Origin of the sequence: Sulfitobacter sp. 1A13421 (assembly GCF_043557285.1) — a bacterium.
In the GTDB taxonomy this organism is placed as follows: domain Bacteria; phylum Pseudomonadota; class Alphaproteobacteria; order Rhodobacterales; family Rhodobacteraceae; genus Sulfitobacter; species Sulfitobacter faviae.
This window is the reverse complement of the sequence record NZ_JBIFFQ010000002.1, coordinates 101,432-126,077: the sequence shown is the minus strand read 5'-3', so window position 1 is coordinate 126,077 and position 24,646 is coordinate 101,432. Positions and strand designations below refer to the sequence as shown.

The 24,646-nt window shown below is 63.4% G+C and carries 22 protein-coding genes; 12 read left to right on the top strand and 10 right to left on the bottom strand.

All coding sequences use genetic code 11. The features are described 5' to 3' along the window. Together ctaA and ACGYLI_RS04355 are read right to left on the bottom strand one after the other, a co-directional pair. Positions 1–1,146, bottom strand: a complete 1,146-nt coding sequence (ctaA, locus tag ACGYLI_RS04360; protein WP_394417401.1) for a heme A synthase — start codon at positions 1,144–1,146, stop codon at positions 1–3. 254 nt (positions 1,147–1,400) lie between these two features. Beyond that, complete coding sequence (locus tag ACGYLI_RS04355; protein WP_394417398.1) at positions 1,401–2,165, bottom strand: RNA methyltransferase; 765 nt, start codon at positions 2,163–2,165, stop codon at positions 1,401–1,403. A gap of 158 nt (positions 2,166–2,323) precedes the next feature. Here ACGYLI_RS04355 and ACGYLI_RS04350 point away from each other — a divergent pair, with 158 nt between their 5' ends. Continuing rightward, positions 2,324–2,947 carry a thiamine phosphate synthase gene (locus ACGYLI_RS04350; protein WP_394417395.1) on the top strand — a complete coding sequence of 208 codons (624 nt, stop codon included), beginning with the start codon at positions 2,324–2,326 and terminating at the stop codon, positions 2,945–2,947. A 40-nt stretch (positions 2,948–2,987) separates the two neighbouring features. Here ACGYLI_RS04350 and ACGYLI_RS04345 read toward each other — a convergent pair whose 3' ends face one another. Beyond that, positions 2,988–4,133: a HupE/UreJ family protein gene (locus tag ACGYLI_RS04345; protein ID WP_394417392.1), complete on the bottom strand. Its 1,146-nt coding sequence runs from the start codon at positions 4,131–4,133 to the stop codon at positions 2,988–2,990. Between ACGYLI_RS04345 and ACGYLI_RS04340 the strand changes: the two genes are divergently transcribed. From ACGYLI_RS04340 to ACGYLI_RS04325, 4 genes are all read left to right on the top strand, one after another. Beyond that, entirely contained in the window at positions 4,117–4,959 is an 843-nt protein-coding gene (locus tag ACGYLI_RS04340; protein ID WP_394417389.1) for a DUF4198 domain-containing protein, read from the top strand. The two genes, ACGYLI_RS04345 and ACGYLI_RS04340, sit on opposite strands and share 17 nt — an antisense overlap. Positions 4,960–5,001: 42 nt before the next feature. Next, positions 5,002–5,886 carry a PfkB family carbohydrate kinase gene (locus tag ACGYLI_RS04335; protein ID WP_067262050.1) on the top strand — a complete coding sequence of 295 codons (885 nt, stop codon included), beginning with the start codon at positions 5,002–5,004 and terminating at the stop codon, positions 5,884–5,886. Then, entirely contained in the window at positions 5,883–6,815 is a 933-nt protein-coding gene (locus ACGYLI_RS04330) for a pseudouridine-5'-phosphate glycosidase (protein ID WP_394417386.1), read from the top strand. The genes ACGYLI_RS04335 and ACGYLI_RS04330 overlap by 4 nt, the downstream gene beginning before the upstream one ends. A gap of 84 nt (positions 6,816–6,899) precedes the next feature. Further along, on the top strand, positions 6,900–7,652 hold the full coding sequence (locus ACGYLI_RS04325) for a DUF502 domain-containing protein (RefSeq protein WP_067262054.1): 753 nt from the start codon (positions 6,900–6,902) through the stop codon (positions 7,650–7,652). Here ACGYLI_RS04325 and ACGYLI_RS04320 read toward each other — a convergent pair. Beyond that, positions 7,632–8,666, bottom strand: a complete 1,035-nt coding sequence (locus ACGYLI_RS04320; RefSeq protein ID WP_394417383.1) for a patatin-like phospholipase family protein — start codon at positions 8,664–8,666, stop codon at positions 7,632–7,634. The two genes, ACGYLI_RS04325 and ACGYLI_RS04320, sit on opposite strands and share 21 nt — an antisense overlap. 5 nt (positions 8,667–8,671) lie before the next feature. Beyond that, complete coding sequence (locus tag ACGYLI_RS04315; protein WP_394417380.1) at positions 8,672–9,457, bottom strand: 3-hydroxybutyrate dehydrogenase; 786 nt, start codon at positions 9,455–9,457, stop codon at positions 8,672–8,674. Between the two features lie 393 nt (positions 9,458–9,850). On the opposite strand from ACGYLI_RS04315, the gene ACGYLI_RS04310 reads away from it, so the two are divergent. After that, the gene (locus tag ACGYLI_RS04310) at positions 9,851–11,581 is read left to right on the top strand and encodes an extracellular solute-binding protein (protein WP_394417377.1); all 1,731 of its coding nucleotides are present in this window, start codon (positions 9,851–9,853) and stop codon (positions 11,579–11,581) included. Here the strand turns inward: ACGYLI_RS04310 and ACGYLI_RS04305 are convergent. Beyond that, on the bottom strand, positions 11,570–12,193 hold the full coding sequence (locus ACGYLI_RS04305) for a helix-turn-helix domain-containing protein (RefSeq protein ID WP_067262060.1): 624 nt from the start codon (positions 12,191–12,193) through the stop codon (positions 11,570–11,572). The two genes, ACGYLI_RS04310 and ACGYLI_RS04305, sit on opposite strands and share 12 nt — an antisense overlap. A 102-nt stretch (positions 12,194–12,295) precedes the next feature. Between ACGYLI_RS04305 and ACGYLI_RS04300 the strand changes: the two genes are divergently transcribed. Together ACGYLI_RS04300 and ACGYLI_RS04295 are read left to right on the top strand one after the other, a co-directional pair. Beyond that, the gene (locus tag ACGYLI_RS04300) at positions 12,296–12,940 is read left to right on the top strand and encodes a DsbA family oxidoreductase (RefSeq protein WP_394417374.1); all 645 of its coding nucleotides are present in this window, start codon (positions 12,296–12,298) and stop codon (positions 12,938–12,940) included. Positions 12,941–13,088: 148 nt separating this feature from the next. Continuing rightward, on the top strand, positions 13,089–14,294 hold the full coding sequence (locus tag ACGYLI_RS04295) for a multidrug effflux MFS transporter (RefSeq protein ID WP_209218961.1): 1,206 nt from the start codon (positions 13,089–13,091) through the stop codon (positions 14,292–14,294). Positions 14,295–14,313: 19 nt separating this feature from the next. Here the strand turns inward: ACGYLI_RS04295 and mfd are convergent, their stop codons facing one another. Both mfd and ACGYLI_RS04285 read right to left on the bottom strand, forming a co-directional pair. Further along, complete coding sequence (gene mfd / locus ACGYLI_RS04290; protein ID WP_394417371.1) at positions 14,314–17,784, bottom strand: transcription-repair coupling factor; 3,471 nt, start codon at positions 17,782–17,784, stop codon at positions 14,314–14,316. A 31-nt stretch (positions 17,785–17,815) separates the two neighbouring features. Next, on the bottom strand, positions 17,816–18,343 hold the full coding sequence (locus tag ACGYLI_RS04285) for a component of SufBCD complex (RefSeq protein ID WP_136720314.1): 528 nt from the start codon (positions 18,341–18,343) through the stop codon (positions 17,816–17,818). A gap of 119 nt (positions 18,344–18,462) precedes the next feature. Between ACGYLI_RS04285 and hemB the strand changes: the two genes are divergently transcribed. Both hemB and ACGYLI_RS04275 read left to right on the top strand, forming a co-directional pair. Beyond that, complete coding sequence (gene hemB / locus ACGYLI_RS04280) at positions 18,463–19,467, top strand: porphobilinogen synthase (RefSeq protein ID WP_394417368.1); 1,005 nt, start codon at positions 18,463–18,465, stop codon at positions 19,465–19,467. Between the two features lie 113 nt (positions 19,468–19,580). Further along, positions 19,581–20,147 carry a YSC84-related protein gene (locus ACGYLI_RS04275; RefSeq protein ID WP_271693665.1) on the top strand — a complete coding sequence of 189 codons (567 nt, stop codon included), beginning with the start codon at positions 19,581–19,583 and terminating at the stop codon, positions 20,145–20,147. Between the two features lie 89 nt (positions 20,148–20,236). On the opposite strand, the gene ACGYLI_RS04270 is transcribed toward ACGYLI_RS04275, so the two are convergent. Continuing rightward, positions 20,237–21,109, bottom strand: a complete 873-nt coding sequence (locus tag ACGYLI_RS04270; protein ID WP_271693663.1) for an NAD(P)-dependent oxidoreductase — start codon at positions 21,107–21,109, stop codon at positions 20,237–20,239. Positions 21,110–21,205: 96 nt separating this feature from the next. Here ACGYLI_RS04270 and ACGYLI_RS04265 point away from each other — a divergent pair, with 96 nt between their 5' ends. Further along, positions 21,206–23,674 (top strand): penicillin acylase family protein, encoded by a 2,469-nt coding sequence (locus tag ACGYLI_RS04265; RefSeq protein ID WP_394417362.1) that lies wholly within the window; start codon positions 21,206–21,208, stop codon positions 23,672–23,674. Continuing rightward, a complete protein-coding gene (locus ACGYLI_RS04260) occupies positions 23,671–24,237 on the top strand; it encodes a pseudouridine synthase (RefSeq protein ID WP_394417359.1) in 567 nt (188 codons plus the stop codon). The genes ACGYLI_RS04265 and ACGYLI_RS04260 overlap by 4 nt, the downstream gene beginning before the upstream one ends. On the opposite strand, the gene ACGYLI_RS04255 is transcribed toward ACGYLI_RS04260, so the two are convergent. After that, positions 24,234–24,635, bottom strand: a complete 402-nt coding sequence (locus tag ACGYLI_RS04255) for a DUF2177 family protein (RefSeq protein WP_394417356.1) — start codon at positions 24,633–24,635, stop codon at positions 24,234–24,236. The two genes, ACGYLI_RS04260 and ACGYLI_RS04255, sit on opposite strands and share 4 nt — an antisense overlap. Positions 24,636–24,646 lie beyond the last annotated feature (11 nt).

Sequence of the window (24,646 nt, the reverse complement as noted above, 5' to 3'; positions counted from 1 at the left end):
TCAGCCTCTCAGCGATGTGGCGACAGGATAGGCCGCAAGGAAACGCGCGCGCAGGATCAGCACCCAAAGCAGCACGGCCAGCGCCTGATGCGCGAGCGCCAGATGCACCGGCGCGGCATAAAGTACGGTGGTGATGCCCAGAACCACCTGCAAAAACAGCGCCGCCATCACGGCGTTGAAAGCAAAGCGCGTCCGGGCATGGGCCGAGCGGCGACCGCGCAGCCAGACGACAACCCCGAAAGCAAAGAGCAAATAGCCCGCCATCCGGTGCATGAATTGCACCAGTCCCGGATTCTCAAAGAAATTCCGCCATGTCGGCGTGATGTCGAATGCCTCGGGCGGGAAGAACTGCCCCTGCATCAGCGGCCAGTCGACGAAATAACGCCCCGCGTCAATCCCTGCGACCAGGGCGCCCAGCAGGATTTGCAGTGCGGCGAAATGCAACAGACCCGTAGCCATGCCGAATTGCTTGGCCTCCTTGGCGCGGCGGGCTTGCATTAGATCGCGTTCGCTGCGGCCCAGCAAAAGCACATACCAAGTGATGAAACCGAGGATGACAAAGGCCAGCCCCAGATGTGTCGCCAAACGGTAGGAGGCCACATCCGTCACCCCCTGCCCACTGGTCACGCCCGAGGCGACCATCCACCAGCCGATCGCCCCCTGCGCGCCGCCCAATGCGCCGATAAAGAGCAGCCGTTTGGTCCAGCCGACAGGGATTTGCCGGCGCAGAAGGAAGTAGAGAAAGCCCAAGACCCAGACGAGGCCGATCACCCGGCCAAGCTGCCGATGCCCCCATTCCCACCAGTAGATGCTTTTGAAATCAGAGAGTTCCATCCAGGAGTTCTGGACCTGAAACTCGTCGATCTGCTTGTATTTCTCGAATTCTGACTGCCAGTCGGCCTCATTCATCGGCGGCAAGGCACCGGTCACCGGGCGCCATTCCGTGATGCTGAGGCCGGAGTCAGTGAGCCGCGTCAGCCCGCCCACGGCGATCATGACAAAGACCAGCGCAAAGAGGATCATCAGCCAGACCCGGATCGGCCCGCGCGCGCCGCCCCGGCCCTTGTCGATCGTGCCGGTTTGCACCGGTGCACGGCTGGGTTGGTCAGTCCCGACCTCTTCGAACAGTTTGCGTTTCTCCGCCATGGCGCGCCTCTTTTTCCGTTTGGATAGAGTGGTATGACATGGGCAGAGAAAGGTCTAGCGGGGTGGGGTCGCCAGACAGGTGAGGGCCATCGCCTGCCCGGGGGTGGCGATCCGGCGGGGCCGTCATGCCATTTTATGGCTCAGCGATGGTGCAACATGCGTAAGGCGTTGCATTGCTTTGCAAAATCGCCTCCCCGTGGGGCGGGCAGGCGATGGCCCGGCGCCTGCGGCTTGATTCCGGGCCGGGCTTCGGCTCAACCCTTCTCCTTCCAGCGGACCATTTGCCGCAGGATGCCGTGCAACATCTGCACATCCGCCCGCGTCAGCGGCATCCGCGACCACATGTTGCGAAGGTTGAGCTTCATCGAGGCGACCTTATGCTCGGGGAAGAAGAACCCGGCCTCGGTCAACTGCTCCTCGTAATGCCGCGCCAAATGGTCAACCTCGGCGCCCTTGGCCCAATCGGTGCCCGCCATCTCGACGACCTCATGGGTCACCTTGCCCTGCGCCCGCATCCATTCGTAAGACATCAACAGCACGCATTGCGCGAGGTTGAGAGAGGCGAACTTTGGGTTCACCGGGACCGAGACGATGGCATTGGCCTGCGCGATATCTTCATTCTCAAGCCCTGCCCGCTCGGGTCCGAACAGAACCGCAACCCGTTGACCCGCCATGATTTTCTCCGCCGCCAGCCGCATCGCGGCTTCGGGGCTGTAGATCGGCTTGGTCAGGTCTCGGCTACGCGCCGTGGTGGCGAAGGTGAAATCGCAATCGCCAAGCGCTTCGGGCAGATCGGCGCAATGCTGTGCCTCGTCCAACAGCCGCCCCGCCCCCGAGGCCATGGCCACGGCGGATTGGCTCGGCCAGCCGTCGCGCGGGGCCACGACCCGCATGTGATCGAGGCCGAAGTTCCACATCGCGCGCGCCGCGGCGCCGATGTTCTCGCCCATCTGGGGGCGGACAAGCACGATGGCCGGGATCGGCGCGGGCTGAACGGGGGAGGATGATGTCTCTGTCATGCGCGCCTCATAGCCCCTGCGCCTGCGCACCGCAAGAAAGCCCGCGCGACGCACGCATATCCGTTTTCTTTTGCAACGCCCTGCGCTAGGCAGGCTTCCAGACCCGATTAAGGCCCATGACTCGATTAAGGCCCCAGACTCGATTAAGGACAGTGACCATGGACGCGCCAGAACAGCCGCAGATTTACCTTATCACCCCGCCCGAAGTTGAGCTGAGCCAATTCCCCGCGCAACTCGCCGCCGTGCTCGACGCCCATCCGGTGGCCTGTGTGCGCATGGCGCTTTCGACCCGGGATGAAGACCGCCTTGCCCGCGCCGGTGACGCGCTGCGCGAAGTGACCCATGCGCGCGACGTGGCCTTGGTGATCTCGGATCATCTGCTGCTGGTCGAAAAGCTCGGCCTTGACGGGGTGCACCTTAGCGATGCGGCCCGCACCGTGCGCCATGCCCGCAAAGAACTGGGCGATGATGCCATCGTCGGCGCCTTCTGCGGCACATCGCGGCATGAGGGGATGGCGGCTGGCGAAGCCGGGGCAGACTACATCAGCTTCGGCCCGACCCAAGCCAGCACGCTCGGCGACGGCAGCTTTGCCGAGGCCGATCTGTTTCAGTGGTGGTCCGAAGTGATCGAAGTGCCCGTCGTCGCCGAAGGCGCGCTTGACATCAACATGATCCGCGATCTCGCCCCCCGGACCGACTTTTTCGGCATCGGGACCGAGATTTGGGACAAGGACGATCCGGTGGCCGAACTCGCCACCCTGATCGCCGCCATGCAGGGCTAAGCGGCCCTTGGGGCAGCCCGGTTAAGGGCTGCCCGCGCGCTTACAAAAACACCCGTTCGATGAACCAATAGGCCCCGACCGCCGCGATGACGCAGGAGGCGGGGACCGCGATGGCCCGGCGGTACCAATCGCGATTCATCGCCCAGCCGACCAGTACGAAAGCGATAGCAATCACCGCAAGCTGGCCCAGTTCCACCCCGATATTGAAGCCGATAAGCGCCGGCACGAATTGCCCCGCAGGCAGGCCGAAATCCCCCAGCACTGAGGCGAAGCCAAGCCCGTGCAACAGCCCAAAGCCAAAGATCACCAAGGGCCGCCAGCGGTTTAGGGCGGAGTGAAAGATATTCTCGACCGCGACATAGGTGATTGAGGCGGCGATCAGCGGCTCGACGATGGCACCGGGCACGTTAACCCAGCCCAAAGCGCCGAGCGCCAGCGTGACCGTATGGGCCAGCGTGAAGGCGGTGACCTGCCAGATCAAAGGCCGCAGACGGGTCGACAGAAAGAATAGGCCCAAGACGAATAGGATGTGATCCAACCCTTTGGGCAGGATGTGGTCGAACCCGACCGGGATGTAGCTGACGAAAGCCTGCCAGCCGCTTTCAGCATCACCGCCCCCAAGGGCGATTTCGGGGCTGGTCTCACCGCCCGACAGATAGCCGGTATAGGGTGCCTCCACCCCTTGCTGGCGCAGCACCAGTGCGCCCGCCCCATCCGGCCAGGTCACCTGTACCTCTTCGGCGCCTGCCGGCACTGCGCCCTCCAACCGCCACTGGCTGTCGCGCGGCAGTTCGGCGTCGATCCCTTCGGGCACCTCGAGTGTCACACTCTCCAACGGTACGGCGGCGCCATCGACGCTGAGCAGCGGCAGGCTGTTCCACTTCGGCAAAAGCTCAGGCGTGCGGTCGGCGATGCGCGCGGCGGGCAGGCTGCGCAGCGCATCGTAATCGCCCGCATTCTCGGCATTGTCGGTGTCTTCGACGGTATCGAGGTCGATGCCCGCCAAGAGCGCTTCAATGTTGACCTCCAGCGCCAGCACCGCCCGTCCGTCGGCCACGGTCAGATCCGCGATGGTGGGTTTGACCTCATGCGCCTGTGCACCCGCGCCTGCCGAAAGCAGCACCGCGCTTGACAACAGCCACAGCAACGCCAGCTTGGTTCTTAACAAAATGAAAGTTCGCTTCATGAAACTGTCCCAGTTGTCCGCTATTATTTTCAGTATCTTATCGGCAGCGCCTGCCTTTGCACATGAATACTGGCTGTCGCCGGTGAACTATCAAGTGGAAAGCGGTGAAAAGATCGCGGCGCATTTTCGCAATGGTGAGGAATTTACCGGCGCGGCCTTTCCCTATCTGCCCAACCGGCTCACGCGTTTTGAGGTCAAAATCGGGGGACGAGAGGTCGCGCTATCGCCGCGCGCGGGCGACAGCCCTGCCCTGAGCCTCCCCGCGCCCGAGGGTGACGCGCTGGTCGTGGCGGTGGCCGAAACGACGCCCTCCAAAGTCACCTATGAGGACTTCGACAAATTTCTCCGTTTCGCCGCGCATAAGGATTTCCCCAAGGCCGAAAGCGATCACCGCGCGAACGGCTGGTCGACCGAGAAGGTCGTCGAGAGCTACACCCGCCACGTCAAAACCCTGATCGCCCTCGGCGCGGGCGCAGGGCAGGATGCGCCCAACGGCATGGCGACGGAGTTCGTGGCGCTGACGAATCCCTATGCCGCAGATTTCGCAGGTGAGATGAAGGTGGCACTCCTCTATCAAGGCGCCCCCCGCCCCAACGCGCAGATCGAAGTGTTCGACCGCGCGCCGGATGACAGCGTCGCCATCTCCCTCCACCGCACCGATGCGGCGGGCGAAGCACGGCTTCCGGTCACGGCGGGGCATGAGTACCTCTTTGACGCGGTGGTGCTGCGCCCGGCGGCAGAGGCGCAAAGGGGCGCGGGCTACGACCCCGATCAACCGGTCTGGGAAACGCTCTGGGCGGCGCTGACATTCGCGGTGCCACAATAACGCCGCTTGCGCGTGGGGAGATTTGGCGGCTAGAAGCGCCGCATGACCAAGACAGCTGACATCCTTTGCATCGGCTCCGTCCTTTGGGACGTGATCGGCCGCTCTGAAAACGCCATGCGCCAAGGCTCTGACATGCCGGGGCGGATCACCCGCCTGCCCGGCGGCGTGGCCCTGAACATCGGCATGGCGCTGGCCCGCTTTGGGCTGACGCCCGCGCTGCTTTCCGCCGTGGGGCGCGATGCGGAAGGGGATGAGTTGATCGCCGCCTGCGCCCTGCGCGGGCTGATCACCGATCACGTCTACCGCTCGGACGATCTGCCGACCGACCGTTACATGGCCGTCGAAGGGTCCAACGGGTTGATCGCCGCGATTGCCGATGCCCATTCGCTGGAGGCTGCGGGCGACAAGATCCTGCGCCCGCTGGAGGATGGCAGCCTGCCCAGCCCCTACGAAGGGGCCGTGGCGCTTGATGGCAACCTGACCGTCGAACTGCTGGCCCGCATGGCGCAAAGCCCGCTGTTGGCAAAGGCCGACCTGCGCGTCGCGCCCGCCTCTCCCGGCAAGGCGCTGCGGCTGACGCCCTTCCTCAAAGCGGGACGCGGTACGCTTTATGTGAACCTCGAAGAAGCCGGACTGCTCTGCCAGTCGAGCTTCGACGATTCCCCCACCGCCGCCCGCGCCCTACTGGCCCGTGGCGCACGCCGCGCCGTGGTGACCGACGGCGGCAACCCCGCCACCGTGGGCCAAGGCGACGAGATCATCACCCTCACCCCGCCGCAGGTGCATGTCGCCCGGGTCACGGGTGCAGGCGATACATTCATGGCGGCCCATGTGGCCGCTGAACTTGGCGGTGCCGTTGCGCAATCCGCCCTCAAGGCAGCACTTGATGCCGCCGCCCTTTACGTTTCCGGAGAGACCAAGATATGACCACCGCCACATCCGCCCTGCCCCTGACCTTCAGCGCCGAAGTGGCCAAGGCCCGCGAAAACGGTGCGCCGATCGTGGCCTTGGAAAGCACCATCATCACTCATGGCATGCCCTATCCGCAAAACCTCGAAGTGGCGCGGCAGGTCGAACAGGACATTCGCGCCGCAGGCGCCGTGCCCGCCACCATCGCCGTGATCCGCGGCGCGCTGCATATCGGTCTGGACGATGACCAGTTGAGCGATCTGGCCCAAGCCAAGGACGTGGCCAAACTGTCGCGCGCCGATATGGCCGTCTGCATCGCCTCGGGCGGGACAGGTGCAACCACCGTCGCCGCCACCATGATCGCCGCCAATCTAGCGGGCATCGAAGTCTTCGCCACCGGTGGCATCGGCGGCGTGCATAAGGGCGCGGAAGACAGCTTTGACATCTCCGCCGACCTCATGGAACTGGCCCAAACCCCCGTCACCGTCATCGCGGCGGGCGCCAAGGCGATCCTCGACGTGCCGAAGACGCTGGAAGTGCTGGAAACGCAAGGCGTGCCGGTCATCACCGTGGGCCAAGACAGCTTCCCCGCCTTCTGGAGCGCAGGCTCGGACCTGCAATCGCCGCTGCGCCTTGATGATGCCGCTGCCCTTGCCAAAGCCCACCGCACCCGCGCCTCCATGGGCCTGCCCGGTGGCCAGTTGGTGGCCAACCCGATCCCCGCGGCAGAGGAAATCCCCGCCGCCGAACTCGCCCCGATCATCGCGCAGGCCCAGTCTGAGGCCGATGCCCAAGGGGTACACGGCAAGGGTGTGACCCCCTTCTTGTTGCAACGCATCTTCGAGCTGACCGAGGGCCGTTCGCTCACCGCCAATATCGCACTGGTGCGCAACAATGCCCGGCTGGGGGCCAAGATCGCCGCAAACCTCGTCAACCTGCCGCGTTAAAGGCGAAAAACACCGCGGAGCCATTGCCGGGCCGGGGCATACGCCTTAGCTATGTTGCGATTAACTCTTCGGAAAACGGCGCAGATGAACACACCTTTTGATCCCGACCCAACGCAGGTTCGGCGCAGCCTTGTCGCAAGGCTGCGCGCGTCTTTCCTGACCGGTCTGGTCGTGATTGCGCCTGTCGGGCTGACCATCTGGCTGATCTGGAGCGTGGTCGGCTGGATCGACGGTTTCGTGCTGCCATTGGTGCCCAAAGCCTACCATCCCGACCGGCTGCTCCAAGATTTCTTGGGCCTCGACCCGTCGATGCAGTTCAACGTGCGCGGCCTTGGGGTGGTGATCTTTCTGATCTTCACCGTCATGGTGGGCTGGGCCGCGAAAGGGCTGATTGGCCGTTCGATGATCCGCTTCGCCGAAAGTCTGGTGGAACGCACCCCCGTCGTGCGGACGATCTATTCCGGCATTAAACAGATTTCCGAGACGATCTTCGCCCAGTCCGAGCGGAGCTTTGAGACTGCCTGCCTGATCGAATACCCCCGGCGCGGCATCTGGGCGCTTGGCTTCATCTCGACCGAGGCGAAGGGAGAGGTCTTGGCCCGCACCAACGCGGGGGGCGAGATGCTCTCGGTCTTTCTGCCCACCACGCCGAACCCAACCTCGGGCTTTTTGCTGTTCCTGCCGCGGGAGGATGTGATCGAACTCGACATGAGCGTCGAAGACGCGGCGAAGCTGGTGATCTCTGCCGGGCTGGTCTATCCGCCGCGCCCCGGTGCCGATCTGCCCGAGGCGCTGGCGCTGTCGGACCCTGAAAACTCAGCCGAACATCGCGGGTAGATCAACGCTGCTGCGCTGATTCAGATCGTCGAAGTGCTCCTCTAGAAACCGATCCGCCGCCGCCACGCCTGCCTCATGCAGCGCCCGGATCACCGCCGGGTTGGGCATCAGTTTCGTTGCCACCGACAGCTGAGCCATCAGCGCGTCATCGGCGATCATATGCATGTGCACCCGCTTCATCCGACCCTCTGGCAGGGTGCCATCCGCAATGAGCCGCTGGACGAATTCAATCGCCCGCATCTCTCGCAATAGGCTGGAATTAAAGCTGATCTCATTGATCCGGTTCTGGATCTGCTGGGGCGTGACCGGCAGGTCTTCGCGGTCGAGCGGGTTGATGTTCACCACCACGATATCTTCGGGCAGGTCATCGCGGAACAGCGGAAACAGCGCCGGGTTGCCGGTATAGCCCCCGTCCCAAAACGCCTCGCGCTGGCCGGTCTGGGCGTCGTCAATCTCAACCGCCTTGAAGATCGTCGGCAGGCAGGCCGAGGCGAGCAAAGCATCAGGCCCGATCTCATCCCCCTCAAACACCCGGATCTTGCCGTTGCGGACCCGTGTGGCGCAGACGAAAAAGAACGGCGGCTTATGCGCGCCCACTTTGCCATAGTCGAACCGCGCCACGACATCTTCGAGCGGGTTGCGGTAGAACGGGCCATAGGCATAGGGCGAGACGACCCGCGTCAGCGAATCCGAGATTGCCATCGGCAGCGAATATTCCATCGCCTGACTGAGCTTGTCCAAACCGAATGGCGCCAGCCAATGCGACAGCCGCAGGTCCGAAATGCCAGAGACCTGCGCCCAAAGCCAATCAAGGTTCTCCCGCGCGCCCTCGCGACCGCCCGAGATCATCCCCGATTTCAGCGCCGCCCCGTTCAGCGCCCCCGCCGAGGTGCCCGAGATCCCGCAGATATCGAGATCGTCCTGCTGCAACAGCCGGTCGAGCACCCCCCAAGTGAAAGCGCCATGTGCGCCGCCACCTTGGAGGGCGAGGTTAATGCGTTTCTTGACCGCCACGGCGCTTACAAGGCCGTCCAGCCGCCATCGACACTGATCGTCGTGCCGGTGATCTGCGCCGCTGCATCCGAGCATAGGAAGGTCGCCGTGCCGCCCATTTGCTCAACAGTGGCGAATTCGCGCGACGGCTGCCGCGTGAGCATGACCTGTTCGATCACCTCTTCGCGGCTCATGTCGTATTCCTTCATCGTGTCGGGGATCTGCTTCTCGACGATCGGGGTCAGCACATAGCCGGGGCAAATGGCATTGCAGGTGATCGGGTCTTTCGCCGTCTCAAGCGCGGTGGTCTTGCTGAGACCCACGATCCCGTGTTTCGCGGCGATATAGGCGGATTTATAGGGCGATGCCGTCAGACCATGGGCCGAGGCGATGTTGATCACCCGGCCCCACCCCGCCTTGCGCATCATTGGCAAAGCCTCGGCGGTGGTGTGAAAGGCCGACGACAGGTTGATCGCGATGATCGCGTCCCATTTCTCGGCCGGAAACTCAGGGATTGGCGCGACATGCTGGATGCCAGCGTTGTTCACCAGAATGTCACAGGCCCCCGCTTCGGCAATCAAACGCCGACACTCCGCCCCCTTGGACATGTCAGCCTTGATGTAGCGGGCCGTTACGTTGCATGTCTGCGCAATCTCCTGCGCCAGCGCATGATCCGCCTCGTCATCGGTAAAAGAGTTCAACACGATATCGGCCCCGGCCCGCGCCAATTCCCAGGCGATGCCCAGTCCGATTCCAGAATTCGATCCCGTGATGACGGCTGTCTTGCCGGACAGGTCGATGGTGAAAGCCATGGCGCGTCTCCTTGTTCATGCTGCGCCTGCATCATGTACTGCGCGCGCGCCAAAGGGAAAGGGTTTGCGCGAAGGAGCTTAAGGGTCGGTGAAAATTGGCCAAAAAAAACGCCCGCGCGAGGCGGGCGTAAGTTATTGAGGCAGGTTTCATACAGGCAAGAAACCTATCGAGCAGTGACCTCTGTATACGCCTTTCACGCTCACAATCCAAGCTAAAAGTTTGATAAGGCGAGAATCCGCGGGTATGGAATAACTCCAACAAAATAAGGGCAGAACGTGATTGTTTCAAAAATGAGCTGGGAATTTTTCTCGAAAGCACGGGGCGTTGCGGCCCTTTCTTCACTGATTCTGCTCTCGGGGGCGGCATGGGCTGCCCCGCAACATGGAATCGCCATGTATGGCGACCCTGCTCTACCGGCCGATTTTGACGCCCTCCCTTACGTGAACCCCGAAGCCCCCAAGGGGGGTGATATCGTTCTGGGCAATACCGGGGGATTCGACAGCCTCAACCCCTTCGTGCGCAAGGGCACCGCGCCTTGGCAGTTGCCGCATTTCACCCATGAGACCTTGATGGGGCGGTCATGGGATGAGCCCTTTGCGCTTTACGGGCTGCTGGCCGAGACGATCGAGGTGCCCGAAGACCGCGCGTGGGTGGAATTCACCCTGCGCGAGGAGGCGCGGTTTTCCGATGGCACGCCCGTCACGGTCGAGGATGTGATCTTTTCTTTCGATCTGCTCGGCACCGAAGGCCACCCCCGCTACCACGGGCTGCGCCAGCAGATCGACAGCATCGAACAGACCGGCCCGCGCAGCCTTCGGATGACCTTCAACAGCGACAATCGTGAGCTTGCCCTGCTCGCCGGGATGCGCCCCATCCTGAGCAAGGCGCAATGGGCGGGGCAGGACTTTGCCAATGCCCCCCTGTCCGAAATCCCCTTGGGCAGCGGCCCCTATACCATCACCGACTATCAAGCGGGCCGCCATGTCACGCTGACGCGCAACCCCGATTACTGGGGCGCCGACGTGCCCTTTCGCCAAGGCACGCATAACTACGATGAGGTAAAGATCGACTTTTACGGCGATGCCAATGTGCTCTTCGAAGCCTTCAAGGCCGGTCAAATCTCGGCCGTGCGCGAATTCAACGCCGAGACTTGGGCCACGCAATACGACTTCCCCGCGATCACCCGGGGCGACGTGGTAAAATCGACCTTCCCGCATAGCAAACCATCGGGCATGACCGGCTTTGTCATGAACGCCCGCCGCGCGCCTTTCGACGATTGGCGGGTGCGCGACGCTCTGATTTCGGCCTTCAACTTCGAGTATATTAACGAGACGTTGACCGGCGGCACCCTTCCCCGGATCACCTCTTATTTCTCGAACTCCGACCTTGCCATGCGCGACGGTCCGGCGTCAGGGCGGGTTTTCGATCTGCTGGCCGATTACGTCGACACGCTGCCGCCCGGCACGGTGGATGGCTATCGGCTGCCGGTGGGTGACGGCTCTGCCCGCAACCGCGCGGGCATCCGCGCCGCGATGCAGCAGTTGAATGCCGCAGGCTATCAGGCCGAAGGCGGCGTCATGCGCCGTGGCGATGGCACGCCGCTGACCTTCACCATCCTGCTGTCCAAGGGCAGCCGGGAAAACCTCGCGATTGCAGAGCTTTACACGCAGGCCCTCAAGCGACTGGGCATCACTGCCGAGATCGAAACCGTGGACGATGCGCAATTCGTGGCGCGGCAAAACAGCTATGACTTCGACATGACGACCTTCCGCCGCGCCCTGTCGCTCAGCCCCGGCACGGAGCAGCGTTTCTACTGGGGGTCGGAGGCCGCCGATCTGCCCGGCACACGCAACCTTATGGGCGTGCGCTCTCCAGCGGTGGATGCGATGATCGACCGGATGTTGCAGGCCCGCGAAACGGCAGATTTCGTCGCCGCGACCCGCGCGCTCGACCGCATCCTGACGGCGGGGCGCTATGTCATCCCCTTCTGGCAGTTCGACGAAGGGCTGATCGCCCATGACGCGCGTATGGCCTACCCCGAGACGATCCCGCTCTACGGCGACGGGCCGAACTTCATGCCCGAGGTCTGGTGGTGGCAACCGGCGGGGGGGTCAGACCAGTGAGGTCACCCAGAGGATCGTCGCATCCTCATCGCTGAGCGAGACAACGTTATGCCCCATGGTGGCGTCGTAATAGGCGCTATCGCCCCGGCGCATGTCGACGGGCTCGTAGAACTCGGTGAAGAGCCGCACCATGCCGGTCAGCACATAGAGGAACTCCTCCCCGTCATGGCGCACCCAGCCGTCGAACTCCTCCATCCGGCGGGCGCGGATGCGGGCGCGGTAGGGCAGCATCTGCTTCTTGCGCAACGCGTCGGCCAGTAGGACATGCTCATAGGTGCCGGTGGCCTTGGGCGCGCCTTCCTCGGCGCGGGTCACGGCCATGCGGCCGGTGATCTTTTCGCCTGCGGGCGGGGTGAAAAGCTGCGGCACCGTAATCTCCAGCCCCACGGCAAGCTTTTTCAGCGCGTCATAGGTGGGGGACATCAGCCCGTTTTCGATCTTGCTCAAGGTCGATCGCGCCAGTCCTGCCTGCCGCGCTGCCTGCTCCAACGTCCAGTTGCGCGCCTTGCGCAGCTCGCGCACCCTTGCACCAAGGTCGACCGGCGGGGCGGTCTCGCTCGCGCCGCTTTCGCGGGCGATCTGGATCAGGGAACGGGGCGGCGTATCTGTCATGGACCTGCTATAGCCGCGCCTCGGGGCGCTTGCAACGCTGCCCGCTTGCGATACCGGCCCCGGCCCGCTATGCCCATTGCGCAGCAATAGATGGGGCGCATCATGGCCGAAGCGATCAAACTCGATATCATGTCAGACCCGATCTGCCCGTGGTGCTATATCGGCAAGGCGCATCTGGACCGCGCTTTGCAAGACCATCCCGACCACCCCTTTGCCATCGAATGGCACCCGTTCCAGCTCAACCCCGACATGCCGCGCGAAGGCATGGACCGGCGCGGCTATCTTGAACGTAAGTTCGGCGGCAAGGAAGGCGCCGTGCGCGCCTATGCACCGGTTGTGGAACATGCCGAGAAGGCCGGGCTGAATATCAACTTCGAGGCCATGCAGCGCACGCCTAACACGCTGGACGCGCACCGTCTGATCCATTGGGCCGGGATCGAAGGCCGCCAGACCGCCGCCGTCTCTGCCCTTTTCAAAGCCTATTTCGTCGATGCCCGCGACATCGGTGACCCCGAGGTACTGGCCGATATCGCTGACAGTATCGAGATGGACGCCGCCGTGGTCACCCGCCTGCTGAAATCCGATGTCGATGCGCAGGACATCCGCGACCGTGATGCCCATAGCCGCAAGATGGGCGTGAACTCGGTGCCGACCTTCATCGTTGCCAACACCCATGCCGTGCCCGGGGCACAGCCGCCCGAGCTATGGGCGCAGGTCATTGCCGATCTGACCAATCAGCAGGACTAAACAAGGCGGCAATCATTGCCAAGTTAAGCGTTCTCGACTATCGAGAGCGCAACCACAAGTTATTCCCTGAATCCTGCCCAAACGGATCCGCCGTTCGGGACAATCGCCGGAGTGCGCCTTCGTGACCACCGAAAAACCAGAATTCTCCATGGGGCGGATCGAATTCGTCGGCCTCATCGCGATGATGATCGCCACCATCGCCTTTTCCATCGACGCGATGCTGCCCGCCCTGCCCGAGATCGCGGCGGAACTCTCGCCCGAGATGGCCCACCGCGCCCCGCTGATCCTGACAGCCTTCGTGCTAGGCATGGGGCTGGGCACATTCTTTAGCGGCGCGCTGTCGGATGCATTCGGCCGCCGCAACGTGGTCTTCGGCGGAGCGGCGCTCTATTGTCTTTCGGCCTTCGTCGCTTGGATGAGCAACTCTCTCGAAGTCATGCTGGTGGCACGCATCTTCCAAGGGCTTGGCGCCTCTGGCCCGCGTGTGGTGGCCGTGGCGATCATCCGTGACCTCTACGCGGGGCGCGAGATGGCGCGGATCATGTCGGTGGTGATGATGGTCTTCGCGCTGGTGCCCGCCTTGGCCCCGATGCTGGGCGCGGGCATCATCCTGACGGCGGGCTGGCGCGCGATTTTCATCGCCTTCATGGCCTTCTCGCTCATCTCGGTCATCTGGATGGCCCTGCGTCTGCCCGAAACCCTCGCCCCCGAAGACCGCCGCCCGTTGCGGGCACGGCTGATCATTGGCGCGGTGCGCGAGTTGGTGGGTCACCCCACGGTGCGCCTGTCGATCCTCGTGCAGTCGCTTGCCATGGCGATGCTCTTTTCGATGCTGATGCTGGTGCAGCCGATCTATGACACGGTCTATGGCCGGGGCGAAAGCTTCCCGCTGTGGTTCGGCGGCATCGCCGTGGTGGCGGCCAGCGCCAGCCTGATCAACGCGCTTTTGGTCGTCCGCTACGGCATGCGGCGGCTGGTGACCATCGCCTTGGGCGTGCAAATCCTGCTGTCGGGCGCCATGTATTTCCTCAACCTCGGCGCCCTGCCCGACCCTTACGGCTTCGCCGCCTTCGTGTTCTTCCAGACCTGCCTGTTCTTCCAAGCGGGGCTGACATTGGGCAACCTCAACGCCATCGCGATGGAGCCGATGGGCCATATCGCGGGCATGGCGGCTTCGGTCGTGGGGGCGATTTCCACCGTGCTGGCGGCGCTGATCGCCTCCCCAGTGGGGTTGATGTTCGACGGCACGACCAAGCCGCTGGCGCTGGCCATGCTACTAATGGCAATCGCGGCCTATGCGCTGATGCTCTACATGGGGCGGGTGGAGAACCGGCAGCCGGCGGCGGCGGAATAACCGTCGCCTTTCGAAGGGCTTAGCCCTTCGCCTTGGCCTTTTTCGCGGTCTTTTCCTTGGCGATCACATGTTCGGCCAAATCGCGTGCGATGGCAAAGGCGCCTTTGATCTTATCGGCATCCGTCTTCCAATCCCTGCGCACGACGATCTTGTTGTCCTTCACCTTCGCTAGCCCGCGCTGGTCCTGAATAAACTTCACCAACCCCTCGGGCGAGGCGAACTTGTCATTGTGGAACTGGATCGTCGCCCCCTTCGGCCCGCCGTCGAGCTTGGCAATCCCGGCGCGTTTGCACATCGCCTTGATCCGCACCACCAGCATCAGTGTGTTGACCTCTTTCGGCAGTTTTCCGAAACGGTCGATCAGTTCGGCGGCGAAGCCTTCCAGCTCGACCTTGGTCGATAGCTCGCTCAGGCGGCGGTAGAGTCCAAGCCGCACGTCGAGGTCGGGCACATAGTCTTCGGGGATCAGCACCGGCACGCCAAGGTTGATCTGCGGCGCCCATTGCTCGTCGGCCTCGGACAACCCCTCAAGTTCGCCCGCCTTGATCTTGGCGATCGCCTCTTCCAGCATGGACTGGTAAAGCTCGAAACCCACGTCGCGCATCTGGCCGGATTGCTCCTCGCCCAGCAGGTTGCCCGCGCCGCGAATGTCGAGGTCTTGGGACGCCAGCGTAAAGCCCGCGCCGAGCGTGTCGAGGCTGCCCAGCACCCGCAGGCGTTTCTGGGCCGTGTCGGTCAGCTTGGCGCGTGGCTTAGTCGTGAGATAGGCATAGGCGCGGGTCTTCGAGCGCCCCACGCGGCCCCGGATCTGGTAGAGCTGCGCCAGACCGAACATGTCGGCGCGGTGCACGATCATCGTGTTGGCGGTGGGAATGTCGAGGCCGGATTCCACGATGGTCGTCGCCAACAGAATGTCGAACTTGCCGTCGTAAAAGGCGTTCATCCGGTCGTCGAGTTCCCCCGGCGCCATCTGGCCGTGGGCGACGACGTAAGAAAGCTCGGGCAGTTGCGCCTTCAGGAACTCCTCAATCTCGCGCAGGTCGCTGACACGCGGCACGACATAGAAGCTCTGCCCGCTGCGGTAATGCTCGCGCAGGAGCGCCTCGCGGATGGTTACCGCGTCGAACTCGCTGACATAGGTGCGGATCGACAGACGGTCCACAGGTGGCGTGCCGATGATCGACAGATCGCGCACGCCCGTCAGCGACAGTTGCAGGGTGCGCGGGATCGGCGTGGCGGTGAGGGTCAGCACATGGATGTCCGTGCGCAGCGCCTTCAACCGCTCCTTATGGGTGACGCCAAAGTGTTGTTCTTCATCAATAATCAAAAGGCCGAGGTCGTTGAAACGAATCCCCTTTGCCAGCAGCGCATGGGTGCCGATCACGATATCGACCGTGCCCTTGGCCATCCCCTCACGCGTCGCCGCCGCCTCTTTGGCCGAGACGAAACGGCTGAGTTGCCGCACGTTGATCGGGAAGCCGCGGAAACGTTCCGCGAAGCTCTTGTAGTGCTGACGCGCGAGCAGCGTCGTCGGCGCGATCACTGCGACCTGCACGCCCGACATGGCCGCGACGAAGGCCGCGCGCATCGCCACCTCGGTCTTGCCGAAACCCACATCGCCGCAAACCAGACGGTCCATCGGATTGCCGGAGGTCAGATCGTCGATCACATCACCGATGGCGCGGAGCTGGTCGTCGGTCTCAGTGTAAGGGAAACGGGCCGAGAATGCGTCCCACATGCCGGGCGGCGGGTCGAGCACGGGCGCTTTGCGCAGGCTCCGTTCGGCGGCGATACGTATGAGCTTGTCCGCCATCTCGCGAATGCGCTCTTTCAGCTTGGCCTTTTTGGACTGCCATGCCCCGCCGCCGAGCTTGTCGAGAAGCCCTTCCTCATGGCCGTAGCGCGACAGCAGTTCAATATTCTCCACCGGCAGGTAAAGCTTTGACTGTTCGGCGTATTCCAGCACGAGGCACTCATGCGCGGCGCCTGCGGCGGTGACCACCTCCATCCCGTGATAGCGCCCGATGCCGTGGTCGACATGAACCACCAGATCGCCGGGGCTGAGGCTTTGCGCCTCGGTCAGGAAGTTCTCGGCCCGGCGCTTGCGTTTCGCCGCACGGATCAGACGGTCGCCCAGCACGTCCTGTTCGGAGATCACCGTCATCCCCGGCGCTTCGAACCCATGTTCCAACGCCCAAACCGCCAGATGCAGCCCGCGCTTGCCGATGCGGGTGGCATCCATCACCGGGATCGCCTCGGCCAGACCTTCGTCTTCAATCAGCCCGGTCAGGCGCTCCCGCGCGCCTTCGGAGTAGCTGGCGATTAGCACCGGCCCAACTTCAAGCTTTGCTTTAATATGCGCGGCCAAAGCGCCGAAAAGACTTACGGATTCCTGCTGACGCTCAGGGGCGAAGTTGCGCCCGAGCCGCGCGCCTGCATCCAGCACTCCCGGCCCCGTGGGCTGCGGTAGCGGGTTGAACTGGATGACGCGGTGATCCAGCAACGCTTGGGTCCAGGCCTCATCGGTCAGGTATAGCCCCTCCGGCGGGGCGGGTTTGTACACGCTGTCCATCTTCGAGCGCGTCTTCATCGCCAGTTTGCGGGTCTCATACTGGTCGGCGATGGTTTCCCACCGGGCAATCCGCATCGGGGTCAATTGATCGTCCAGAGTGACCGTCGCCTTGGGCAGATAGTCGAAAAGCGTTTCCAGATCATCGTGGAAAAACGCGAGCCAATGCTCCGCACCCTGATGTTTGCGGCCCGCACTGATCGCCTCGTAAAGCGGATCGTCGGTGCCCGCGGCGCCGAATTCGATGCGGTAGTTCTGCCGGAACCGGGTGATCGCCGCCTCGTCGAGGATGACCTCGCTCACCGGGGCAAGCTCGACCAGATCAAGCTTTTCAGTGGTCCGCTGCGTCGCCGGATCAAACCGCCGCGCGCCATCCAGCACATCGCCGAAGAGATCGAGCCGCACCGGGCCAAGATCGCCGGGCGGGTAAATGTCAATGATCCCGCCGCGCACCGCGTAATCGCCCGGCTCCATCACCGTGGGGCTTTGCACAAAGCCCATGCGCACCAGAAACGCGCGCAGCGCCTTTTCGTCGATCCGGCTGCCGACGCGGGCGGCAAAGGCCGCGTCGCGCAGGGTGTCGCGGGCTGGGATGCGTTGGCTGGCCGCGTTCAAGGTCGTCAGCAGGACGAACTGATCGGGCATCCCATGCACCAGCGCCGCCAGCGTTGCCATCCGCCGGGCCGAGATATCGGCGTTGGGTGACACCCGGTCATAGGGCAGACAATCCCAGCCCGGGAAAGTGACGACCGGCATGTCGGGGGCGTAGAACCGCAAGGCGGCCTGCATCGCCGCCATGCGTTTGTCATCGCGCGCCACATGGACCACCGGCTGGCCGCCCTTGGCGATTTCATCGAGGATGGCGCGGGCATCATAGCCTTCGGGAACGCCGGAGAGGGTGATATTGCGCGGATCGTTCATCGGGTCTCAATTGGCCCTCGGAGGGGGGCTGTCAACCCGCCAGCGGGCCGATGCTTAGATTTTGATACATTCCCCAAAGCGCGGTTACGAAGATCGAGACCATGCCGATGATCTGGGTGTAAAGCCGGTGCCGCATCAAGCGCCGCCGCAACACCTCGCCGGTTGACCCTTCGATGCGAATGAGCCGCGCCGTCGACAGGCTCAAAAGCCCCACCAGCGACATGGGAAAACCCAAGAGCAGCAAGGCTTGGGCGAATTCGATCCCATAGACGAACCCCAGGAGCACCAGAGAGGTCAGCGCGAAGAACCCCAGCCCCAAAAGCCACAGCCCCGAGACCTGCGAGATATAGAGCATCCGGTTCACGTTGATCCGCACGATGTCTTCCAGATCGGCCTCGGCCTCTCCGCCATAGCGGCGGGCGCGCAGGACCATGTCGAAGGGCACGCCCAGCACCCAGTGACTTGCCGTTGACCACATCACAGCCAGCGCGATCCAGAACCAAAGGTTCGAGAAAGAGCGCATGTCGATCATTTCGAAAAGGGTTTGATACCAGTCCAAGGCGTACTCGTCCGAATATTGAGTTCGGATCTCTTAGCGGTCCGGCGCGACAATTCATAGGGTTGAGGCGTTCAAAAATACATGGCAAGCCCGTGCCGAGCCATTCTGAGGTATAATTGATGCAACCCGTCCACGCCCCCTTCCCCGCCACACGCCTGCGCCGTACCCGTGCCAATGCCGGTATCCGCGCGTTGGTGCGCGAGAATGACCTGCACTTGGGCGATCTGATCTGGCCAGTTTTCGTACGCGAAGGCGAAGGCGTGGAAGAGCCCATCCCCTCCATGCCCGGTGTCATGCGCCGCTCGGTCGACACGCTGGTCCCGGCGGTGCGTGCGGCGGCGGATCTGGGCATCGGCACGGTCTGCGTCTTCCCCTATACCGGGCCTGAGGACCGGACAGAGGATTGCGCCCGCGCATGGGATCCGCAGAACGCCACCAACCGCGCCATCGCCGCGATCAAAGAGGCGGTGCCGGAGATGGTGGTGATGACCGATGTGGCGCTCGATACCTATAACATCAACGGCCATGACGGTTTCGTCGAAGACGGCATCATCGTGAACGACCGCACAGTCGAGGCGCTGGTCAAGATGGCGCTGGCCCAAGCCGAAGCAGGGGCGGATATCATCGGCCCTTCGGATATGATGGACGGGCGCATCGGCGCGATCCGCGCAGGTCTCGAAGAGGCCCGGCATCAAGATGTGATGATCCTGAGCTACGCCGCCAAATACGCCAGCGCCTTCTACGGCCCCTTCCGCGACGCGGTTGGTGCCTCTGCGGCCCTGACCGGCGACAAGAAGACCTATCAGATGGATCCCGCCAATAGTGACGAGGCGCTGCGGCTGGTGGCGCGCGACCTTTCGGAAGGCGCGGACATGGTTATGGTAAAGCCGGGGATGCCATACCTTGATATCTGCCGCCGGGTGAAAGACGCCTTCGGCGCGCCGACCTTCGCCTATCAGGTCTCGGGCGAATACAGCATGATCAAGGGCGCGGCAGACCAAGGTTGGATCGACGGCGAACGCGCGATGATGGAGAGCCTTCTAGCCTTCAAACGCGCGGGCTGCGACGGCGTGCTGACCTATTTCGCCCCCGAAGTCGCCCGGCTCTTGCTCAAAAGCGCGTGAATCTGCGCAAAGGGACCAATCAACATGACAAGCCGCGTGATTATGCGTAATCTTGCGCATAAGTCGGGAAAACCGGCAGCAGGCAACCGATCTTGAATATACAGGCAGAAAAGATGACCAATCAGACATATAACCGGCGCTTCGTGACATTGGGCGCCCTCTCGGCGCTCGGCGCGACCGCGGCCTGCGGCAATGGCGTGGGCGGACGCGGCAGCGCGATGATCGACGCACGCGTGGACGCGACACTGGCCGAGATGTACCGCGGCTATCCCAACACCCGGCAATTGGCCGAAAAGGCCAATGGCATGTTGGTCATGCCGCTGGTGACGGAAGCGGGCCTCGGCTTTGGCGGTGCCTACGGGCGCGGCGCGCTGCGCGTGAACGACGTGACGGTGGACTATTATTCGGTGACCAAAGCCTCGGGCGGCTTGCAGATCGGCGCGCAGCAATATGCGCATGTGCTGTTCTTCATGACCGAGCCTGCATTGCGCGAATTCCGCAGCTCGCCCGGTTGGGCGGCTGGGGCCGGTCTGGAATATGTGATCTCCGACAAGGGCGACAGCGTCAGCGCCGACACCACCACTGTCATGGCCCCCGTTCTGGCGGCGGTCTTTGGCCGCGCGGGCCTGCGCATCGGCGCGACGCTGGAAGGCACGAAATACACGCGGATCATCCCCTAAGAGGGATCGACGGCTGTGGAAGGCAAACGCCCGGCTTTAGGCCGGGCGTTTTTTGTTTAAGGCGAGAGGTCAAAGCTGCCCGTCGGGTTTCACCCGAGGTTCTGCAACCGCTTGAACAGGCTCGACGTATCCCAACGCCCGCCGCCCATCTTCTGCACGTCCTTATAGAACTGATCGACCAGCGCGGTCACTGGCAGGCTCGCCCCCGTCTCATCCGCCGCGTCCAGACAGATGCCCAAATCCTTGCGCATCCAGTCCACCGCAAAGCCGTGATCAAACTTATCGTCGAGCATGGTCTCATAGCGGTTCTCCATCTGCCATGAGCCTGCCGCACCTTGGCTAATCACCTCGACCACCGCGCGGCCATCAAGGCCCGCCTTCTCGGCGAAATGCAGCGCTTCAGAGAGGCCCTGCACCAGACCGGCGATGGCGATCTGGTTGCACATCTTGGTCATCTGACCCGCGCCGCTTTCCCCAATGCGGCGGCAAATTTTCGCGTAGACCTCCATGATCGGCAGCGCCCGGTCAAAAGCGCCTTCGTCGCCGCCGCACATGATCGACAATTGGCCGTTTTCCGCACCCGCCTGACCGCCTGAGATCGGCGCGTCGACAAAGCTTACCTGCGCGTCATCGGCGGCGGCATAAAGCTCACGCGTAACGGCCGCCGAAACGGTGGTGTGATCAACAAAGATCGCCCCTGCCGTCATGCCGCCAAAGGCCCCGTCTTCCCCCAAACAGACCGAGCGCAGATCGTCGTCATTGCCCACGCAGGCGATCACGAAATCCGCATCCTTTGCCGCCGCACGCGGGGTCTTGGCCATGGCGCCGCCATAGGTTTTCACCCAGTCGTCCGCCTTGGCTTCGGTGCGGTTGTAGACGGTCACATCGTGGCCCGCCTTTTGCAGATGCCCCGCCATCGGAGCCCCCATGACCCCCAGTCCCAAAAACGCGAGCTTTGCCATGTGCTTTTCCTTGTCATTCAGTTGCGTTATTCCCTGTCATTACACCTACCACCCTGCGCGCTCCGGTCAATCTGCGCGCCAGTCGAGGATCCCCCGATGGCATTGATGTTTCGCTGGCTTATCCGATTGGCGGTGTTTCTCGTCACGCTGAGCGTCGTGGTTTTGGTGCTGGTCTATTGGTTCGCCGCGCGGTCCTTGCCCGATTATGACGATACGGTCGAGGTCGCGGGCGTCAGCGCCCCGGTCGAGATCGTGCGCGACAATGCCAATGTGCCGCATATCTTCGGGCAGAGCGATGAGGATGTCTTTTTCGGCCTCGGTTTCGCCCATGCCCAAGACCGGCTGTGGCAATTGATCACCCTGCGCCGCACCGCGCAGGGGCGGCTGTCCGAGGTCTTCGGCACCGCCACCATCACCACCGACAAACTGATGCGGCGCTATGACATCTACCGGCTTGCCGTGGCAGCGGCGGATAAGCTCGACCCCGAAACCGAAGCGGCGCTTGAGGCTTATTCCGCCGGGATCAACGCGCGTCTCGACCAGATCAACACCGAAGCCTTGGGCCGCGGTGCGCCCGAGATGTGGCTTTTCAATGCGCCCATGGCCCCGTGGCGGCCTGCGGATTCACTGGCGATCACCAAGCTCATGGGCCTGCAAATGTCGGGCCATCTGGAGGCCGAGGTGCTGCGCGCGCGCGTGTCCTTGGAGTTGAGCGATCCGGACCGTCTGCGCGATATCCTGCCCGAAGCGCCGGGCAGCGGGGTCGCCGCCCTGCCCGAATATGCCGCCCTCTTCCCCGAGGTCAGCCGCCGCCACGCCGCCGCAGCGCCAATGGCGCGCCACCCGCTGTCGCCCTTCAAACGGCAGGCCTTCGCCGGGGCTTCCAACGCTTGGGCCGCCGCGCCCTCGCGCTCTGCCGCGGGGGGCACGCTTTTGGCCAATGACCCGCATTTGGGCTTCACCGCCCCCGCGATCTGGTATCTCGCACGGTTGGAGCTTGAGACCGGCGGCGTGATCGGTGGCACCATTCCGGGGATGCCGGTGGTGCTTACGGGCCGCAGCGCCGATCTTGGCTGGGGGCTCACCACCGCCTATGTCGACGATCAAGACGTCTATATCGAAGAGCTGAACCCCGACAACGCCGAGGAATACCGCACGCCCAACGGGTTCAAGAAGTTCCGCAAACGCGCGTCGATCATTAATATCGCCGATGCCGACCCGATCACCGTCACCCTGCGCTGGACCGACAATGGCCCGGTGCTGCCCGGCAGCCACTACAACCTTGGCAGCATCACCCCGCCGGGGCATGTGGCCTCTGTCGCCTCGACCCTCTTTACCGAAGAGGACACCTCACTTGCCGCCGCGATGAAGGTGATGCGCGCGAAATCGGTGCAGCAGGCGATCAATGCCGCGACCGACTATGTGGCGCCCGCGCAGAACCTCACGCTGGTCGACCGCGACACCATCGCGATGAAGACCATTGGCGCCATGCCGCGCCGTGATGCCAATCACCAAAGCCAAGGGCGCATGCCCAGCCCCGGTTGGATCGCCGCCAACCGCTGGGACGGGATGCTGCCCTATACCGCGAACCCCGAATTCATCGCCCCCGCGGGCGGCATCCTTGGCAATACCAACAACAAGACCGTCGACCGCCCCTTCCCCAACCATGTCTCCTTTGTCTGGGGCGACACGCAGCGGGTGCAGCGCTGGCAGCGGCTGATGCAGAACCGCGAGGTGCACACCCGCGACAGTTTCATCGAAGCGCAGCTTGATACCGTCAGCCCCACGGCCCGATCGCTGCTGCCGCTCATCGGCGCCGAGCTGTGGTTCACCGGAGAGGCCGCCCCCGATGGCACGCCGGAGCGCCAGCGCCAGCGCGCGCTCGACCTGCTCGCCGGCTGGTCGGGTGAGATGAACGAACACCTGCCCGAGCCGCTGATCTATGCCGCGTGGATCCGCGCCCTGCAGGACCGGCTGATCCGCGACGAATTGGGGCCGCTGGCCGAGGAGTTCACCCATATCCAGCCGCTCTTCATCGAACGCGCCTTTCGCGATGTGCAGGGCGCTGCGAAGTGGTGCGACGTGCGCCAATCCGCCCCGGTGGAGACCTGCCACGACATGGCGCGGCTGGCGCTCGACGACGCGCTGTTGTGGATCAACGAGACATGGGGCACGCAGCTTGAATCCCTCCGCTGGGGCGACGCGCATCAGGCGACTCATGACCACCCCGTGCTGGGCGAGGTGCCGCTTTTGCGCTACTTCGTGAACATCCGCCAGTCAACCTCGGGCGGGGACAATACCCTGCAACGCGGCCTGACACGCGGCACTGGCAAAGACCCGTTTTATAACGTGCACGGCGCGGGCTATCGCGGCGTTTACGATTTTGCCGATCCCGACAGTTCGGTCTTTGTCACCTCCACCGGGCAATCGGGGCATTTCCTGTCGCGCCATTACGATGATATGGCGCAACTCTGGCGGCGGGGCGAATATATCCCAATGTCGCTGGACGCCGAACTGGCCCGCGCCGCCGCCGTGGGCGTGACCCGATTGGAGCCTGCCCAATGACCGCCCGCGTGATCTTGCTGAACAAACCCTATGGCGTGCTGTCGCAATTCACCGACAAGGGCACCGAAGGCAGCACACGGCCCACCCTCTCGACCTATGTCGATGAAAAGGGGTTCTATCCCGCAGGGCGGCTCGACCGAGACAGCGAAGGGCTTTTGGTGCTGACAGACCACGGCCCGCTTCAGGCCCGCATCGCGCATCCGAAATACAAACGGCCCAAGAGCTATCTGGTGCAGGTCGAAGGCACGCCGGATGCCGCAGCGCTCGACGCGCTGCGCAAAGGTGTCGAACTGAAGGACGGTCTGACGAAACCCGCCCAAGTGGATCAGATCGACGCGCCCGATCCGCTTTGGCCGCGCGACCCGCCGGTGCGTTTTCGCAAGACGGTGCCCGACGCTTGGCTGCGCATCACCATCCGCGAGGGGCGCAACCGGCAAGTGCGGCGCATGACGGCCCATGTCGGCCTGCCCACCCTGCGGCTGATCCGCGAAAGCGTGGGCGACTGGACGCTGGCCCGGCTGCAACCCGGCGCATGGCGCTGGTCGACCGAGAACGGTCGTTAGGTCAGCGCGCGGGTGATGGCGACGCCAGCGGTCGCCGCCGTCCCGGTCAAGACCGACCCCCAAGTGAAATCCCGCGCCACCATGGCCCATGTCCAATCCTTGAGCGTCGCCAGATTGGTGAACTCATAGGTGCCATAACCCATCGCGCCGATCAGCAGCGCATTGCCAAAGACCCAAAGCAGCGAATGATCCTGCGCCATCGCAGGCCAAGACACGAACCACAGCACCACGGCCACGAAGAAAGCGTAAAAGATCAGCGCCGGGGCGACGCGGAACTCATCTAAAAGCCAGTCCCCAATATCGCGTTCAAACACAGGTTTGATGAGATAGGTCAGCCCGAGGTAATCGAGGCCGAGGAAGATGACGACGGTTGAGATATAAAGGATGAGAAGGGTCATGTGGCGCGCTC